The sequence below is a fragment of the Gammaproteobacteria bacterium genome (assembly GCA_029882975.1).
Taxonomy (GTDB): Bacteria; Pseudomonadota; Gammaproteobacteria; order SZUA-152; family SZUA-152; genus JAJDNG01.
Genome location: JAOUJW010000010.1, coordinates 84940 through 101133 on the forward strand (window position 1 = coordinate 84940; position 16194 = coordinate 101133).

The following is a 16194-nucleotide window of genomic DNA, read 5'->3' on the forward strand; positions in this document are numbered from 1 at the left end:
AAAGCGAAATGAAAGTATTGGTAAAGCTGTTGGTGCTGATAGCAACGATGTTGTTTGGCTTGGCGCTCATTCTCGCAGTGCGCACAGTGGCCTCTGCTCCCGAAGTAAGGGCTGCAACGGACCTGACGTTAGTGGACGACGCGGTAGTGCAGAAACTTTCACTGGCAGTTCAACAGGCAACCATTTCGGATCCTAACTATTTCAATGCTAAAACGTTTTTGAACTTTCACAGCTTACTGCAGCAGCAGTTTCCCTTATTGCACCAAAGTGCACCACCACTGCAAATCAATCAATACTCACTATTATTTCATCTGCAGGGAAAGCGCCGTGATCTAAAACCCATCATCGTCTTGGCTCATTTTGATGTGGTGCCTGCGCCAAATATTACTCGTTGGACAGAGCCTCCGTTTTCCGGGACCCTTCGTGACGGTTACGTTTGGGGACGTGGTAGCATGGACGACAAGGGGGCTTTGATCGCTATTCTCCAGGCTTTGGAGATGATGATGGCAGATGGTCAGGAACCGCAACGGGATATTTACCTGGCTTTGGGTCACGACGAGGAAACCGGCGGCAACGAAGGCGCTGTCCATCTTGCTCGGTATTTACAGCAACGAAATGTGAAAGCGGAATACATTTTGGATGAAGGGGGAATGATAACCCAAGGAGTGGTGCCTGGGGTTGTCCCGGCTGTGGCTTTGATCGGTGTCGCGGAAAAAGGTTATGTCAGCTACGAGGTGACCCGGCACAGCAACGGCGGTCATTCTTCAGTTCCTCCGCCATCCACTGCCGTGGGTGAATTGAGTGCTTTTGTTACCGCTGTAGAAGCTCATCCTGCGGAAGCCGTCTTACGGGCTCCGGTTCGGGATATGTTCATAGGGCTGGCTCCTCATATGCCTTGGGCTCAGCGTATGGTGTTTTCCAATTTGTGGTTATTTGAACCTTTGGTGTTGTCTCAGTTAAGTCGTGCCCCCAGTACGAATGCGGTGATTCGCACCACCGCCGCAGTCACTATGTTTAATGCAGGCGTAGCAGATAATGTGTTACCGGCTCAAGCCAAAGTGATGATTAATTTTCGCTTGCATCCCGGTGACAGCAGTGACCGGGTTTTGTTGCGACTGCGGGGCTTAGCGGGAGATAGGGAGCTGGAATTTAAGCCCTTCGGTAAGATTCATGAGCCCTCACCTGTCGCATCGATTGATGCCACCGGGTTTCGCCACATTACATCGAGCTTAAGCCAGGTCGATCCGACCATTGTTGCTGTACCGTCTTTAACAGTCGCCGGTACCGATTCTAAACATTACCGCAGTGTTAGTGAAAATGTTTACCGGTTTCGTTTTAACCGGATAAGCAGAGAGGATATAAAACGCTATCATGGTGTGGATGAGCGGGTTCGTATTGAAGATTTAAAAAAAGCCGTATTGTTTTATCGTTTGCTATTTACGGGCTTGGAGGGTTTGGAATGATGTTTAAAATCCCAATGAGTGTCCGGGATTATGAGTGCGACATGCAGGGTATTGTCAATAATGCCGTATATCAAAATTATTTGGAGCATGCCCGTCACGAGTTTTTAGGCTCACGGGGAAAATCTTTTAGTGCGTTGCTGCAAGAGGGAATTCACGCGGTTTTGGTACGCATGGAAATAGACTACAAACAGTCTTTACACAGCGGTGATCAATTTGAAGTCAGTGTCGTGATAAAACAGCATTCACCCCTAAGGTTGTTGTTTGCACAGACTATCACGAGGAAAGATACTGTCGTTGTCGACGCCAAGGCTTATGTGGCTTTGCGCAACGAAGAGGGGAAGTTGCAACATACGGACTCTTTGTTTCAACTGCTTTCGCAATCGATTTCCCAATCTTAGTCGAAAATCATCGCTTGTTTTACCTCTTTAATCATGGCTTTTCTCCGTAGTTGGGAAGCTGTGCTATGTTTACTGGGGCTATAGGGTCACAATCAGGAGTATTGAAAATGAAAGGACTATCAACTTATAGAGGATTGATCGCACTATTATTGGCTCTGGTGCCAGGGGTGCCTGTGGCAGGGCCACAAGAAGCAGCAGCGGTGTCAACACAATCGCAGGCAGCGCAAAATGTGGCCACCACCTCAGCGACTGTTTTGGCTGAGACTGAACTTAGCGACAGCATCAACGGGCATTGGCAGCAATTCAAAAAACAACATCTGGATCCGGTAACCCGGCAATGGTCAGACGAGTTGGAAGACGCTCAACGCGCTGCGTTGGACGTACTGGAAAAAGCGCAGTATGGAAGCGATAAAATTGTTAACATACTACAGAAGTCCAAATCATTTCCGCCGGGGCTTAAGAATCCCAAGCAAACCATTGAGGGGGCCAATGTCCAAATCACCATCAAACAAGCTTATTTGCAACAAATGATCAGCGAATTAATGAGCAGCCCCATTGCTTTGGATTCGGACGTTACCAATAGCTATTTTAAATTACGTAAGGTGAGAATCGCATTTAACGAAAAACGTAACGTGATTATGGCATTTTTTAACGACGGTTATGCCGGATTCCGAGGTTTGGTAAAAGCAGGTATAAAGGTCAATAGTGCCACAATGCAATTCGCGCCTACGGTGGTTACTCAGGGCAACCGAACCTGGTTGCGCCTTAAAGCGCGGATGACCTACATCGATATTGCAAATCACTCTTCGGTGGTGGATAAGCTATTTGCTTCTATTGCTGAGGAATTGGTGCTAGGGAAAGGCTATTTACTGGAAAGAGACTTAACGCCTTTGCTGGCCGTGAGTCAGGAAATTTCCCTGTTTGGTCAAGAACGGAAAGTAAACATAATGCCGCAACAAATCTCTGTAAATGTTAATAAGGACCGCATGTTCATCGCGGCTCGTTTATAAGGACTGCAAGATGCGCAAGCTGACGCGAATTCTTGTGTTGGAGCTGTTCGCCGTTTTCCTGGTGGCTTGCGGCGCGACATCTACCATTCCCTCTGTGGATTCAGGCACTGGCGAGATCGGTGATAGAATCATTACCCTATGGGGCGGTGTCGAACCCGTACAGTTACCGCCACTGAACCCTGAGCTGACTGATCCGGATGTTACATTGGAATTCAGTGACACCATGATCAAGAAGCTCATTAATAATTTTATTGGCGAGGGATTCCGAATACCTTTGCAAAATTCCAAAGTACATCACTTGGATGATAGTTATATTGTATTGGAGAAATTGACCCGTTTTCGCGCCGGGGAAAAAGGTGCCTTAGCCATAGGTGGCAGCGGTAAGGCTGTGTTAAAAGGGATTGTTTCCAGCAATACCATAGCGGTGAAAGATATAGTCATCCAATTGGCTCCCCGTTTGGAAACAAGGGGTAAAAAAGTATTTTTGCGCCCATACTTGGCGGTGAGTTTTCTTGATATTGACAATATAATTCCGCCTCTTGATAAAGCCCTGGCCAATCTCATTAATGAACTGCTATATAAGGATAGGTTCCTGGAACGATTGTTGTTTGATGTTACAGAGATATTCAGACCGGTGATGCAACATCCGTTTCGAAAAGGAAAAATTAATTTCCGGCTGAGTCAGCACAGCGTTGTGGTGCAAGAGAACCGATTATTGGTGCAGGCCAAGCGTTAATTGGCAAAATAGCGTAAAATAGGTATGGTGATCAACAAGAGGTTCCCAATGTCGTGAGGCGACATCATTCCAGACGTAACTTTCTAAAAGCCGGCGCAGCATGCGTGGCTTTTCCCGCGACGTTTCTCAGTGCTTGCAAAAACCAAAAGCCACCCGATACCTTGCTGTCGGCGGATGAAAATTCAGTTCGGTTACCGCAGGGTTTTACGTCTCGACTCATTGCCCAATCCGGAGAACGGGTACATCCCGATTCTCCGTATCAGTGGCATGCCGCTCCCGACGGCGGCGGCACTGTCGCCCTGGACGATGGCGGCTGGCTGTATATTTCCAACAGTGAAATGCCAAAAAAAGGCAAAGTGGGGGTGATTCGCTTTAATGGCGCAGCAGAGATTGTGTCTGCGTACTCGATTTTGGAAGGGGGAAACAGAAACTGTGGGGGTTGCGTGACACCCTGGGGGAGCTGGTTGTCTTGTGAAGAGGTCCATAATGGGCGGGTTTGGGAGTGTGACCCTATGGGAAAGAACCCGGCCATGGTCAGAACCCAAATGGGCATATTCAAGCATGAGTCGGCTGTAGTGGAACCCAGTACTCTGAAGATCTATATGACCGAAGACGAGAAAGACGGCTGTCTCTATCGCTTTACACCAAATATAAGTGACAATGGTGCGGTTGATTTATCTCAAGGTTTGTTGGAAGTAGCTATTGGTATATCCGGGGAACCTGATAAACTGGCTTGGGAAATCGTTCCCGATCCCAATGCAGACACAATACCTACCCGGTATCAAGTTAAGCAGCGCCGAGTATTTCGCGGTGGCGAAGGGATTTGTTACTACGACGGTAAAGTGTATTTTACCACCAAGCGCGACAACCGTGTTTGGGTGTTGTACGTCAATAACTCCACCATTCAAGTCATCTATGATGGAAATAAGAAGGACAAAAACACGGGTTCCTACGGCATATTACAAGGTGTGGATGCACTTGTTGCAGATAGGCTGGGGAGCTTATACGTCGCTGAGGACGGTGGTGATTTTCAGGTGGTGAAATTGACGCATGATGGTCGCACCCGAGCGGTGGCACAGCTGGCTTCACAGGGTTTATCCGAGGTCACGGGAGTGGCGTTTAATCCCGATTACACAAGATTGTATTTCAGTTCGCAGCGGGGGTTTTTAGGGGCTCCGGAAGGTGGGCGAACCTATGAAGTCACGGGGCCCTTTCATAGTTTATGACCGGTCAAAAAATAGATCCGTATGCCGAGGTGCCGGAGTTTGGGCCGGGCGAAAAGCCACCGCGCAACTCTGCGCTTTTGGTCTACATCGTTATCACCGTGGTTTTTTCCGTCAGCTATTTTCTCCTATACATGGGGCAGGGGCGGGACCCCGTTTACGAAATCAACTACAGCGATTTCAAGTTATATTTGAGCCAGGAAAACGTTCATGAGGTAATCATCCGAGGCGAAACTCTGGAAGGTCATTTGTTTGATGCGCTACCTATTGGTCCTAAGGGTCAAAACTCCACCCATTTTATCACCCGGATTCCCCCCTTCGGTGAAGAGAACCTGTTACAGGCATTGGAACAAGCCGAGGTTAAAATTAAGGTGGAAAAGGAAAAGCAGCCGGGGATGTTGTCTGCGTTTATTCTGTCTTTATTGCCCTGGGTGGTGTTCTTTGTAGTGCTGATTTGGTTTGTGCGCCAGGCCAGACGAGGGATAGGCGGAGGAATGGGGGGAGCGGGAGGTGATTTACAGCGGTTTTTGGACTTGTCGCGTAAGCAAACCGTTATTCCCGATATTAGATTTGAGGATGTGGCAGGGCAAGCTGCCGCGAAACAGGAAATCATGGAAATTGTGGATTATCTAAAAAATCCACAGAAATATCTGAAAATGGGTGCGGAAATTCCCCGCGGGGTGTTGCTCATGGGGCCTCCGGGAACAGGGAAAACCCTTATGGCAAAAGCGTTGGCGGGAGAGGCCGGCGTGCCCTTTCATTCCATTTCCGGTTCTGAATTTATAGAAGTTTTTGTGGGCGTGGGAGCTTCCCGAGTCCGCAGTTTGTTCGACTCGGCCAAGCGCCATGCACCCAGCATTATTTTCATCGACGAATTGGACAGCGTGGGGCGTACTCGTGGTACGGGATTAGGTGGGGGACACGATGAGCGGGAACAGACTTTGAATCAGATTTTGGCGGAAATGGACGGTTTCGCAGGGCATGAAGCTGTGATTGTGTTGGCAGCGACAAACCGTCCTGATGTATTGGACCCGGCTTTATTGCGTCCAGGCCGATTTGATCGGCACGTGACTTTGGATCTACCCGACGTGGCCGACCGGGAAGCTATTTTGAAAGTCCACAGTCAGTTGTCACCGATGGCTGAGGATGTGGATTTAAGGCGGGTTGCTCAGGCGACCCCCGGTTTTTCAGGGGCCGATCTGAAAAACCTGGTCAATGAAGCCGCCATCTTAGCTGCTCGAGAGAACCTTAACGAAGTCCATATGCGTCATTTCGACGATGTGCATGATAAGGTGATTATGGGTACGGAACGGGCTTTGGTAATGACAGAGGAAGAAAGGCACCGTTTGGCAGTGCACGAATCCGGGCATACTGTCGTGGCTTATTTCCTCCCCAATGCCGATGCGTTATACAAAGTCAGTATCATACCCAGAGGCCGTGCTTTGGGGGCGACGCAACAGTTACCGGAACATGAGCGTCATACCTTGCCCGAGGACTATTTGAAGGATCGATTGGCTGTGGTACTTGGCGGTAGGGTGGCCGAGAAAGATCTGTTGGGTTCGGTCAGTTCCGGTGCTGATGACGATATTCATCAAGCCAGTGCTATTGCCAGGGCTATGGTATCCCGCTGGGGTATGTCGGAGGAAATAGGACCGGTAGATTTACGCGAGTCTGAGGAACATCCGTTCTTAGGCCGAGATATTGCCCAGCCACGTCATTACAGCGAGCATTCAGCGGAAGAAGTAGATGATGCTGTGAAAAAACTATTACTGGATGCAGAGTTACATGCCAGGGCTGTGATTCAAAATCATCGTCAGGGTTTGGAGCAGCTGGTGGCCCAACTGGAACAATATGAGAGCCTGAATCGAGAGCAGATTGAGCAATGCTTGGGGCCGAAACCAAAGCAATAGTGGTGTGAGCTCAAGTGTTTAGGGCGTTTTAGTGTTTGCTCTTTCCATTTTTGCCTGCCTGGTTGATAATGGCAGGCTTTTATTCGCCGAGTACACAGATCAATGAGTTTGACCCAGCTTTTAGTGCAACGATTTAAAGACGCCTTTGTTCAGGCTTTTGGATCCGACTACGCTCACATGGACCCCCTCATCCGCCCCACCCAGGATCCCCGTTTTGGAGATTTTCAGGCCAATTTCGCTATGGGTCTGGCAAAAACCTTAAAGCGCAATCCGCGTGAGGTGGCGACACAGGTGTGTGACTGTTTGCAATTGGATGATCTTTGCGAAAGTGTGGACATCGCCGGGCCGGGCTTTGTTAATGTGCGGTTTTCGGCCGCTGCGTTGTGCCGCTATTGTTTGCAATTAGCCGGTGATGAACGCTTGGGTATTCGTGTGACAGAGCAACCACAAACCGTGGTGGTGGACTATTCCGGCCCTAATGTCGCCAAAGAAATGCATGTGGGGCATTTACGCAGCACCATCATTGGAGACGCCATCGCTCGAACCCTGGAGTTTCAGGGGCACAAAGTCATACGCCAAAACCATGTAGGGGATTGGGGTACCCAGTTCGGCATGCTTATTGAGAACTTATTGGATAAAGGCTGGAGTGCCGATGCCAATGCGGCCTACGGTGATTTAAATGCCTTGTACCAGGAATCCAAACAGCGTTTTGATGCGGATGAGGAATTTAAGGCGCGCAGCCGTGAACGCGTGGTGGCCTTGCAAGGCGGCGACCCTCAATCGGTAGCCATATGGAAATCATTGGTGGAATTGTCTGAACGCTATTTCAGTTCGGTATATCAACAGTTGGATGTCACCCTAAGCAACGATCATATTCGGGGTGAGAGCAGTTATAATAAGCACCTGTCGCAGACAGTGGAGCAATTACAACAGCAGCAACTGGCCACCCTGGACCAAGGGGCGCAAGTGGTGCACTTGCCGGATGTTGCCGAGATTCCCTTGATTATACAAAAATCCGACGGGGGTTATTTGTATGCCACCACCGACCTGGCGTGCCTGGAATATCGCTTACACACATTAAATGCACACCGAGTTATCTATGTGACCGATGCTCGGCAGATTCAACATTTTGCCATGGTGTTTGCCACAGCCCAAAAAGCCGGTTGGGTGGGCGACAGCTCTTTAGAGCACGTTCCCTTTGGTTCGGTGTTGGGTGAAGACGGCAAACCCTTTAAAACCCGCAGCGGTGAGGTAGTGCGATTAATCGACCTTATTGATGAGGCTAAACGTCGTGCCACCGAAGTGGTCAAAGAAAAAAACCCAGGATTGACGTCAGACGAGCAAGACAACATTGCAGCAACGGTGGGGATTGGTGCCATCAAATACGCTGATCTCAGTGGAGATAGAATCAAGGACTACGTGTTTTCCTGGAGCCGCATGTTGGCAATGGAAGGTAATACCGCGCCTTATATTCAATACGCCTACACTCGGGTTCGATCCATATTTCGCAAAGCCCTGGAAGGTAGCGCTGGTCAATTTGATCCATCCACGTTAACACCGGAGCAACTAACCATGGTGCACGACGCGGAAAAAGCTCTGTGCTTGAAACTGAGCCAGTTCAGCGGCTCAGTGGATTCAGTGGCGTCCAGTTTGGAACCGCATCGATTGTGTAATTACCTGTTTGAACTGGCCACTGCGTTTTCCACTTTTTTCGAAGCTTGCCCGGTGATTAAGGCCGATAGCGACAACAGTCGTATTACACGAATGTTGCTGTGTGATGTAACGGCTTCCACGATCAAGTTGGGTTTACAGCTGTTAGGTATTCGCGTCCTGGAAAAAATGTAAACCTTAGTGTTTTCTCCGATAAACATGGTTTGATAAGAATTGTTTTAATCCATGCTTATAGATGTCACCGCTAAGTAGAAAGCCATCGTTGTGTCCACCGTGAATGGTAAGCAGTTGTTTGGGCTGCTGTGCGGTTTCATATAAGCTAAGTCCATGCGCATAAGGGATCACTTCATCTTCAGGGCTGTGCACAATTAAAATAGGGCACTGAATCTGCTCTAAGCGTTTTCGCGAATCATAGGAGTAGCGCGACAACAGTCGTACAGGAAAAACCGGCCAGGGTACCACACGGGCTGCCATGTCTTTAGCAGAGGTAAAGGTCGACTCTAATATCAAGCCGGCGACCGGGTAGTTCGCTGCTGTGTAGCCGGCGATTGCGCCTCCCAGAGATCGGCCGAAAACGGTAATGGTTTCTGAGGCGATTCCCCGCTGTTGAGTTAAATACTCTATCGCCGCATCGGCATCCTTGTATGTGCCGGATTCAGACGGAGAACCCTGACTGCGCCCATAGCCCCGGTAGTCCGGAATGAATACGCTAAAACCCAACTGATGAAAAAGTTGAATCGAGTCGAGTCGATGCGAAATATTTCCGGCGTTGCCGTGGAAAAACAGTAACACACCGTTTTGGTTTGGATGAGGGATGTACCAGGCATGAAGGGAAATTCCATCACGGGTGTTCAGTGTAACATCTTCAAATGCCAGGCCGAGGTTCCCGGGGGTGGCTTGGATTTCCCTGGAAGGCATTTTGGGATAGTAGATCAAACCGGGTTGCATAAAGTACAACAACGCCAACATGGCGATGTAAGCAATCGCGGCAATCTTTAACACGTTAAGTAATGTGTCCATGCGTAGCGGGTAACCCGACAAATCCGAGTGCTTTGAACCAAGCCTTAATCAATTTCCTTATCAAGACTCTAGCAAACTCAGAGTTGCCGGGTTTTGCTGTTAGTTCTTTATTTTAGATCGCCTATTATGGTCAAACGATACATATTGCGGATGATCATGAATGTCCCCCTGGAATTTTTATCGATTGAATGTCACTTGTCAGTGACTAGTGGCAACTTATAGCACCAAAAGCAATGACGAGGCAAAGAAAACCGGGGAAAAACTGAGACACAGATCGAATTTTTTCAATGTCTGGTTTATTTTCAAACAATCTCAATTATACTTTTTAATGAATATCTGCGTTTTTAGATCGATTTTTCCGGTGCCATTAGTAACGTCGTTCAACCGCAATGTCCCTCGAAGAAACCCAGCACGATTCACGAATAAGCAGTATTTTTTTCAGTTATATTTCAATTGGTAAGGAACTTTTCTATATGAACAACGGCATTGTAAAATGGTTTAACAAAGATAAAGGTTACGGCTTTATTACACCCAATGACGGGAGTAAGGATGTATTCGTACACTATTCGGCAATTCAGGGATCAGGGTTTAAAGAGCTCCATGAAGGGCAGAAGGTAAGCTATGAAACGGAAAACGGCCCCAAAGGTTTACAGGCTGCCAAAGTGATGCCTGATTGAAACCACGAATTAAACAACTCAAAGCCCGCTTGCAGCGGGCTTTTTTTTGCAAAATAGAAATGGTTGAGCGCTTGACGAGAATATAAGAGATTGCTAATATACTGGCTTCGTACTCATTCAGGTGGACAAAATGGCAAAATCGTGTGACTTGACGTTTCAGCAAAAAAGTTTATTTCAGCAAGGATATCAACAATTTACCCCGACAGAGTTAAAGCAGCTTGAATGGGGCTTGCGGTTTACCCCGGCGGTTTGTTCCCTTATTACCGCATTTGCCTTGTATTACCAGTTACCGGTTGTTTTGTATGCCGTGGCATTTTTGGGAATCTGGGCATTTTTCTTTCCGGCTAAACACCCCATGGATTTATTATACAATCACGCAGTGCGTTACATGTTCTCAGCGGTAAAGCTACCGGAAAACCCCTTCCAGCGTCGTCTGGCTTGTTTTGCAGCCGGCGTAATGAATGTGGCTGCAGCCAGTTTGTTTCTGTTGGGTTTTAATGTGGCTGCGATCGTTGTCGGTGTGATGTTGTTATTTCTACAAGCTATCGTCATTTTCACGCATTTTTGTACCTTGTCGTGGATGTATGAAGGATTGATGCGGTTGTTAGGTAAATGGCATGCTCCTATTGATCTGGACAATGCCAAATCTTTATTACAACAAGGCGCCATGCTGGTGGATGTGCGCAGTCCCAATGAATATGAGAAGGACTCTATTCAGGGTGCGATCAATTTGCCTTTGGAAGATCTACAACACCATTTGGAAACCTATCGGGAAAAAGTTTGTTTGGTTTTTTGCAATAGTGGGACTCGAAGTCATATTGCTGCAGAAAAACTCAAGCATCACGGTGTTAGTGAAATATTCAATGTGGGTGCGTATGACAGAGCCAAACAGTTGTGCGAAGCATAACGATACGACTCAAATGAAGTTTCAAACGGCCACACATAAGTGGCCGTTTTTTTTGGATTGATTTATATCAAGTGATGCGACAACATAAAATGTCATAATAGTACAAAGGCAATATCTGTCATGCGTTGTTTAAAACATTGGCAGTAAATACATACTCAGTTATTACAATAATATAGAGCTTGCCGGGTTTCATTATCATTACCGAGGTCTGGCAGGCTCTTTGTGCTTGGGGAGCCATTATGCAGGCAAATATTCTTTATGAAAGTGACGGTCACAAAGTCATGACTTTTACCGATTTGGTCACCGGTGAAGGCATACAATCCAATCAATTGGTCATTGTGAACAAAGATCATTCCGCGGTATTCGATCCCGGTGGTGATCTGACCTATATGCCCTTGAGTATGGCCATTGCCAAATACGTTCGTGTTAAAGATGTGGATTTTGTTTTTGCAACACATCAGGATCCGGACATAGTTTCTTCCCTGGATAAATGGCTGATTTACAGCGATGCCAAAATAGTCATTTCCAAACTATGGCATCGATTCATTCCCCATCTGGTTCCAGGTTATATGAAAGAAAAAGGCCAAGGAAGAATTGTTCCAATACCGGACGAAGGCGCCAATATTAAATTGGGTGATGCAACCATCAAAGCCATTCCGGCACATTTTCTCCATTCCGTCGGTAACTTTCATTTTTATGATTGCAGCAGCAAAATATTATTTTCCGGTGATGTTGGCGCTTCCTTGGTTGATGCTGAACCGAATCGACCGGTACAGGATTTTAAAAAACATATTGCCAAAATGAGTGGTTTCCATCGACGTTATATGGTTTCCAATAAAGTGTGCCGATTATGGGTTAATATGATTCGAGAGTTGGATCCGGAGATGATTGTGCCTCAACATGGCCGGCCCTTTCAGGGTAAAGAAATAATCAACGAATTTTTAAACTGGTTTGAACAATTGGAATGTGGCATTGATAATCTGTTTCAACAACACTACAAACTCCCTTAGGTTTTCTTGCGGTTTTACTGGTATTTTCACACGATTTTGAATGTTGATGCTCTGGCATATTATCTGCTTGAATAATTGGGAATTTTGGCACCGGTTTTAAGCATCAATTCTCACGGATGTTTTCCACTGGCACACACATTGTGAATACAAACAGGAGGTTGGGGGCCCGTGGAAGCCTTAATTGAGAGAAAACTGCATTGCATTACCAACGCCGGTCAGACATTGGCGGTGACTATTCAAATCAGTGCCCCGGTCCAGGAAGGCGGAGAATGGAGCAATGAGATTACCATCGACGGTTTACTGGATAATACCTACCATGTGAATGGTGTGGATTCATTCCAGTCTATGTGTTTGGCTTTCTGTTTTGTCCGTAATATTTTGAAAAAATTTCGTGAAACCGGCGGCACGCTCATGTGGTCCGATGCATCCGGTGAGTTGGATATGGAAATGATGTTTTCTTGACGTTACCGATGGATTGCCTCAATCAAAGTCGATAGTAATTGAATCTTCGGTTTCCGCGTCGCTTTTGTGAAACACAGGCTCGCGTTTCCAGGTGATGCGGTCTGTTACTTCTTCTGTTATATGCAAAAACAAGTTAAGCAGCAGCTTTTTAATGTTACGCAACATATGACTACCCCTTTGACACCAGGCGAGATGAAAACTCACTAACTATAACAAGTGGTGGGAATTGTGCCGTGAAACGTGTCACAGACCGGGAAGGGGACGTCAGCGAACGAACAAACAGTGACGTTGTTAACAGTTAAATGTTATTTGCTACATTGGAATAATAACGCTTGGCTTTTTTGAAATTGGCAAGTATCCAATTGCGAATTCGGTTGGCGTCGCCGTATTTGCTGTATTTGCCCCATGAATTGAGCAGCACAATGGTCACGGGACGTTCGGCAATTTCAGCAAACATAACCAGGCAATAACCTGCATCTGAGGTAAACCCCGTTTTACTTAAGTCGATTTTCCAGCTGTCGCTACGTAGCAGTCGGTTTGTGTTGATAAACTTTATGGAATGGTTGTTTCTGGCATTCAGAACCTCGCCTTTATCGACGGTACTCATGCTGCGAATCAACGGGTAGTAGTAAGCGGTTTCCAGCAAAATAATCAAGTCATTGGCACTGGCTACATTGTCGGGGTGTAAGCCGGAGGCATCTGCGAATGTCGTATTGTGCATACCCAGTATTTGCGCTTTTCGGTTCATGGCTTTGATGAACGCTGCCTTTCCGCCGGGGTAGGTGCGGGCCAGAGCCGACGCTGCGCGATTTTCAGAAGCGGCGAGAGCCAACTGCAACAATTCTCCCCGGGTGAGTATGGAACCGTATTTCAAACGTGAACGGGACCAACGCAAACGATCTTTGTCTTCGCGCAAAATGGTTATGTATTCATCCAACGCCTGGTTAGAGTCCAGTACAATCATGGCAGTCATCAATTTTGTGATAGATGCCATGGCCAGAGATTCCCTGGAATTTTTGCTGTATAAAGTGACTTGTTCTCGACTGTCTTTAACGATAACGGTGCTGGAGTGTAATTTTAACTGGTTCGGATCTAGAAATTTTTTTAAGATGCGACTATCCACAAACGGAGTTTCACCGGCCCAACCCACTGATACAGCGGCGAGCAGGTATATACATGTGGTGATAATTATTCCTTGGCGTAACATAGAATTACCTTGAATCTGTTAATGTTCAATCATATGTTATTTGCATCCGCTATGCCTGTATCCACCCCCTTCTTGGGTATATCGGAGTGAATAGCTATTAACTAAAGAAAACTAAAGCGTTCCCAATATCAGGTGTGTAATGGGAAGTGAAAAATACTTTACGATACAAATGCATACATAGAATAGCACACTGGCGAAAATCGGTATGTATAAAGAATGTGTTAAATTTATAAATAGGGAGTTTAGACATGCCCACATATGACTACAAGTGCGACTTCAATGAACGGGTCATTGAAGTTCGCCATTCCATGGCCGATGAGATACGCAGCTGGGGCGAGCTTTGTCAAAAAGCCGGAATTGATCCCGGTACGACCCCGTCAGATACACCTGTACATAAATTGGCAACTGGCGGACAAATTGTTAAAAGCGGACGCTTAGGTGAGACCACTCCTCCGTGTGGGCAAGGGCCATGTTGCGGCGGTGGTTGCAGTCTGATGTGATTTAACGGGGCTCAAATAGATGGGCTAAGCTGAGGTGACAGTGAATAAACCGGTGGATGTGGAAAAACTTGAGCCAGCTGAAGACCTGGATCCTTTGCATATCACCCAAGCCCAGTTATTGCGGGCCATAGAGCATTTGGATGATATGAAACGCGGTGTTATCGGTTTTCTTAATTCTCCCAAACGCACGATATCGGTCTGTTTTCCCATTGAGATGGATGACGGATCGGTGCAGATATTCAAAGGTCATCGGGTGTTACATAACCGGGTTTTGGGTCCGGGCAAAGGTGGAATTCGGTTTCATCCCGATGTCACTGCCGAGTCCGTAGTAGCATTAGCGGAGTTGATGACCTGGAAATGCGCTTTGATACGGGTTCCGTTTGGCGGTGCCAAGGGTGGTGTGGCTTGCAACACCAAAGAACTCAGTCTGCGCGAATTACGGCGTATCACCCGCCGCTTTATTACCGAACTGGGCGACAACATCGGTCCTCATACCGATATTCCCGCGCCGGATTTGTATACTGATGCGCAAACCATGGCCTGGGTATACGATACCTACGACATGATGCATCCGGGAAGAAACAATCTGCCTGTGGTTACGGGAAAACCTTTGGAAATTGGGGGTTCGGTGGGAAGACAGGACGCCACCGGGCGGGGGGTGCTGTACGCCACTCAAAGAGTATTGTCTAACCAGCTGATTACCGACATGGAAAGCGTTGAAGGCGCACGCATCGCGGTACAGGGATTTGGCAATGTGGGCGAAGCGGTTGCCACTTTGTTTGCTGAGGCCGGTGCCGTAATTGTTGCCGTCAGTGATTCCCAAGGTGGGATATACAACGAAAAGGGTCTGGATATTTCTGCCGCTCTCGCTTACAAGGCGCAGCACGGTTCTGTGGTGGGATTACCGGACACTTTGACGATTACCAATGAAGATTTGTTGACTATCCCCTGTGATATTCTGATCCCCGCCGCCTTGAGTTGTCAGATTCGTCTGTCCAATGTGGATCGTGTGCAGGCCAAAATGGTTGTTGAAGCGGCTAACAGCCCGACCACCTTAGCAGCTGATGATAGTTTAGCCAGGCGAGGCGTGTTTGTGATCCCGGATATTCTTGCCAACGCCGGAGGGGTGACGGTGAGCTATTTCGAATGGGTGCAAAACATCGAAAATGAAGAATGGGATTTTGACGAGGTTAACAAGAAACTGCGTTTGAAAATGAACCGGGCAGCTGACGCTGTGGTGGATCGCTGGAAAAAAATGCTGCAGGAACAGGAACAAAAACCGAGTGAAGATCCTGTCAATTTGCGTACGGCTGCTATGATGTTGGCTGTAGAACGGCTGGCGCATGTCACATTGGAGCGCGGAATTTGGCCCTAGCGGGGGCGATCAAGGCGTTGTTGTGGGGCTGGAGTGGCTCTCGTCGGGTGAATTATCCGGCGGTGAGGCGGGAGGCGGTTTTTTCTTCGGTTTGTGGTTATTAAACGTTGCCCAGATTCCAGCCAGGGGCGCCAATATCAACACGCTTAAGGTGCAATAGTCCAATATGGGCTGACCGGTGATGCCTGGGGTGTCATGGCTGCGGTGAATATAGGGCGAAATCTTGTTGACTAACTGCTCCATGGCCTGGCCGCCAATGGTGTTGTGGTATAAGTCTGCCGGTATGTAGACAAAACCTAATAAAAGCAACCAGATAGCTACGCCAATGGCCAAGGTGACAACAAATAAAAACACCCCGTAACCAACCGAGCACACTGTCATTTCTATGAGTACGGACCACAGGGAACGAAACGGTCGTAAACCTTCGTTTTTATAGCAGCGTAAGCCGACCCAAACTGACATGAGCAGAATGGTAGCCGCTATCGTACTAATGTAAATGGTTAAGTAGTCCACTTGAATATTATAATCTTTTAATTATGATCCAGGCGTTTGTAAGGTTTCCTGGATTAGCCCCTGAGGTTCAGATCTAAATTGTATAACAATTGTAAGAAATTACCACAGTTAC

General features: G+C 47.4%; 17 protein-coding genes. 13 read left to right on the forward strand and 4 right to left on the reverse strand.

The window, feature by feature from the left end:
* Positions 1 to 8: 8 nt before the first annotated feature.
* The 7 genes from OEY58_09455 (at position 9) to argS (ending at position 8585) form a co-directional block, all read left to right on the forward strand.
* Complete coding sequence (locus OEY58_09455) at positions 9 to 1463, forward strand: M20/M25/M40 family metallo-hydrolase (GenBank protein ID MDH5325673.1); 1455 nt, start codon at positions 9 to 11, stop codon at positions 1461 to 1463.
* The gene (locus tag OEY58_09460) at positions 1460 to 1861 is read left to right on the forward strand and encodes an acyl-CoA thioesterase (GenBank protein ID MDH5325674.1); all 402 of its coding nucleotides are present in this window, start codon (positions 1460 to 1462) and stop codon (positions 1859 to 1861) included. Before OEY58_09455 ends, OEY58_09460 begins: the two co-directional genes overlap by 4 nt.
* 107 nt (positions 1862 to 1968) lie before the next feature.
* Positions 1969 to 2871 (forward strand): hypothetical protein, encoded by a 903-nt coding sequence (locus tag OEY58_09465; GenBank protein MDH5325675.1) that lies wholly within the window; start codon positions 1969 to 1971, stop codon positions 2869 to 2871.
* A gap of 10 nt (positions 2872 to 2881) precedes the next feature.
* Complete coding sequence (locus OEY58_09470; protein MDH5325676.1) at positions 2882 to 3607, forward strand: hypothetical protein; 726 nt, start codon at positions 2882 to 2884, stop codon at positions 3605 to 3607.
* A 53-nt stretch (positions 3608 to 3660) separates the two neighbouring features.
* Positions 3661 to 4833 carry a DUF839 domain-containing protein gene (locus OEY58_09475; GenBank protein MDH5325677.1) on the forward strand — a complete coding sequence of 391 codons (1173 nt, stop codon included), beginning with the start codon at positions 3661 to 3663 and terminating at the stop codon, positions 4831 to 4833.
* Positions 4830 to 6740 (forward strand): ATP-dependent zinc metalloprotease FtsH, encoded by a 1911-nt coding sequence (ftsH, locus tag OEY58_09480; GenBank protein ID MDH5325678.1) that lies wholly within the window; start codon positions 4830 to 4832, stop codon positions 6738 to 6740. The genes OEY58_09475 and ftsH overlap by 4 nt, the downstream gene beginning before the upstream one ends.
* A gap of 102 nt (positions 6741 to 6842) precedes the next feature.
* Positions 6843 to 8585, forward strand: a complete 1743-nt coding sequence (gene argS, locus OEY58_09485) for an arginine--tRNA ligase (protein MDH5325679.1) — start codon at positions 6843 to 6845, stop codon at positions 8583 to 8585.
* A gap of 3 nt (positions 8586 to 8588) precedes the next feature.
* Here argS and OEY58_09490 read toward each other — a convergent pair whose 3' ends face one another.
* Entirely contained in the window at positions 8589 to 9431 is an 843-nt protein-coding gene (locus OEY58_09490; GenBank protein ID MDH5325680.1) for an alpha/beta hydrolase, read from the reverse strand.
* A gap of 473 nt (positions 9432 to 9904) precedes the next feature.
* On the opposite strand from OEY58_09490, the gene OEY58_09495 reads away from it, so the two are divergent.
* From OEY58_09495 to OEY58_09510, 4 genes are all read left to right on the forward strand, one after another.
* Entirely contained in the window at positions 9905 to 10108 is a 204-nt protein-coding gene (locus OEY58_09495; protein MDH5325681.1) for a cold-shock protein, read from the forward strand.
* Positions 10109 to 10238: 130 nt separating this feature from the next.
* Positions 10239 to 11015, forward strand: a complete 777-nt coding sequence (locus tag OEY58_09500; protein MDH5325682.1) for a DUF4395 family protein — start codon at positions 10239 to 10241, stop codon at positions 11013 to 11015.
* Positions 11016 to 11254: 239 nt separating this feature from the next.
* On the forward strand, positions 11255 to 12025 hold the full coding sequence (locus tag OEY58_09505; protein MDH5325683.1) for an MBL fold metallo-hydrolase: 771 nt from the start codon (positions 11255 to 11257) through the stop codon (positions 12023 to 12025).
* Positions 12026 to 12193: 168 nt separating this feature from the next.
* Positions 12194 to 12487, forward strand: a complete 294-nt coding sequence (locus OEY58_09510; protein ID MDH5325684.1) for a hypothetical protein — start codon at positions 12194 to 12196, stop codon at positions 12485 to 12487.
* Between the two features lie 18 nt (positions 12488 to 12505).
* On the opposite strand, the gene OEY58_09515 is transcribed toward OEY58_09510, so the two are convergent.
* A complete protein-coding gene (locus tag OEY58_09515) occupies positions 12506 to 12652 on the reverse strand; it encodes a hypothetical protein (protein MDH5325685.1) in 147 nt (48 codons plus the stop codon).
* Positions 12653 to 12785: 133 nt separating this feature from the next.
* On the reverse strand, positions 12786 to 13694 hold the full coding sequence (locus tag OEY58_09520; GenBank protein MDH5325686.1) for a serine hydrolase: 909 nt from the start codon (positions 13692 to 13694) through the stop codon (positions 12786 to 12788).
* A gap of 248 nt (positions 13695 to 13942) precedes the next feature.
* Here OEY58_09520 and OEY58_09525 point away from each other — a divergent pair, with 248 nt between their 5' ends.
* Positions 13943 to 14194 carry a zinc ribbon domain-containing protein gene (locus OEY58_09525; GenBank protein MDH5325687.1) on the forward strand — a complete coding sequence of 84 codons (252 nt, stop codon included), beginning with the start codon at positions 13943 to 13945 and terminating at the stop codon, positions 14192 to 14194.
* 40 nt (positions 14195 to 14234) lie between these two features.
* The gene (locus OEY58_09530) at positions 14235 to 15569 is read left to right on the forward strand and encodes a Glu/Leu/Phe/Val dehydrogenase (protein ID MDH5325688.1); all 1335 of its coding nucleotides are present in this window, start codon (positions 14235 to 14237) and stop codon (positions 15567 to 15569) included.
* A gap of 9 nt (positions 15570 to 15578) precedes the next feature.
* Here the strand turns inward: OEY58_09530 and OEY58_09535 are convergent, their stop codons facing one another.
* Entirely contained in the window at positions 15579 to 16031 is a 453-nt protein-coding gene (locus OEY58_09535; GenBank protein MDH5325689.1) for a hypothetical protein, read from the reverse strand.
* Positions 16032 to 16194: the final 163 nt, after the last annotated feature.